The organism is Staphylococcus simulans (genome assembly GCF_002902285.1).
In the GTDB taxonomy this organism is placed as follows: Bacteria; Bacillota; Bacilli; order Staphylococcales; family Staphylococcaceae; genus Staphylococcus; species Staphylococcus simulans.
Genome location: NZ_PPRU01000006.1, coordinates 1 through 809 on the forward strand (window position 1 = coordinate 1; position 809 = coordinate 809).

General features: G+C 45.6%; 1 rRNA gene. It reads right to left on the reverse strand.

Annotated elements, in window-relative coordinates:
* A 23S ribosomal RNA gene (locus CD112_RS01420) occupies positions 1–689 on the reverse strand; the annotation flags it as partial.
* Positions 690–809: the final 120 nt, after the last annotated feature.

The window sequence follows — 809 nt, forward strand, 5'->3', positions numbered from 1 at the left end:
TTCAGACTCGCTTTCGCTGCGGCTCCGCATTTGCTGCTTAACCTTGCATCAGATCGTAACTCGCCGGTTCATTCTACAAAAGGCACGCCATCACCCATTAACGGGCTCTGACTACTTGTAAGCACACGGTTTCAAGTTCTCTTTCACTCCCCTTCCGGGGTACTTTTCACCTTTCCCTCACGGTACTGGTTCACTATCGGTCACTAGAGAGTATTTAGCCTTGGGAGATGGTCCTCCCGGATTCCGACGGAATTCCACGTGCTCCGTCGTACTCAGGATCCACTCAAGAGAGAATAAACTTTCGACTACAGGACTTTTACCTTCTCTGGTTCAACTTTCCAGGTGATTCGTCTAATTTATTCCTTTGTAACTCCGTATAGAGTGTCCTACAACCCCAATGAGCAAGCTCATTGGTTTGGGCTCTTCCCGTTTCGCTCGCCGCTACTCAGGGAATCGATTTTTCTTTCTCTTCCTGCGGGTACTAAGATGTTTCAGTTCTCCGCGTCTGCCTTCGGACATGCTATGTATTCACATGTCGATAACACAACATAACTTGTGCTGGGTTCCCCCATTCGGAAATCTCTGGATCAACGCTTACTTACAGCTACCCAAAGCATATCGTCGTTAGTAACGTCCTTCATCGGCTTCTAGTGCCAAGGCATCCACCGTGCGCCCTTAATAACTTAATCACGTTATTAATATTGTGAGTAATCGCTTGCCGTCGGCAATTGATTACTAGCGATTCATTTAAATGAATAAAGCTTTTAAAACTCTAATTCACTCGGTTTTGCTTGGTAAAATCTATTTTT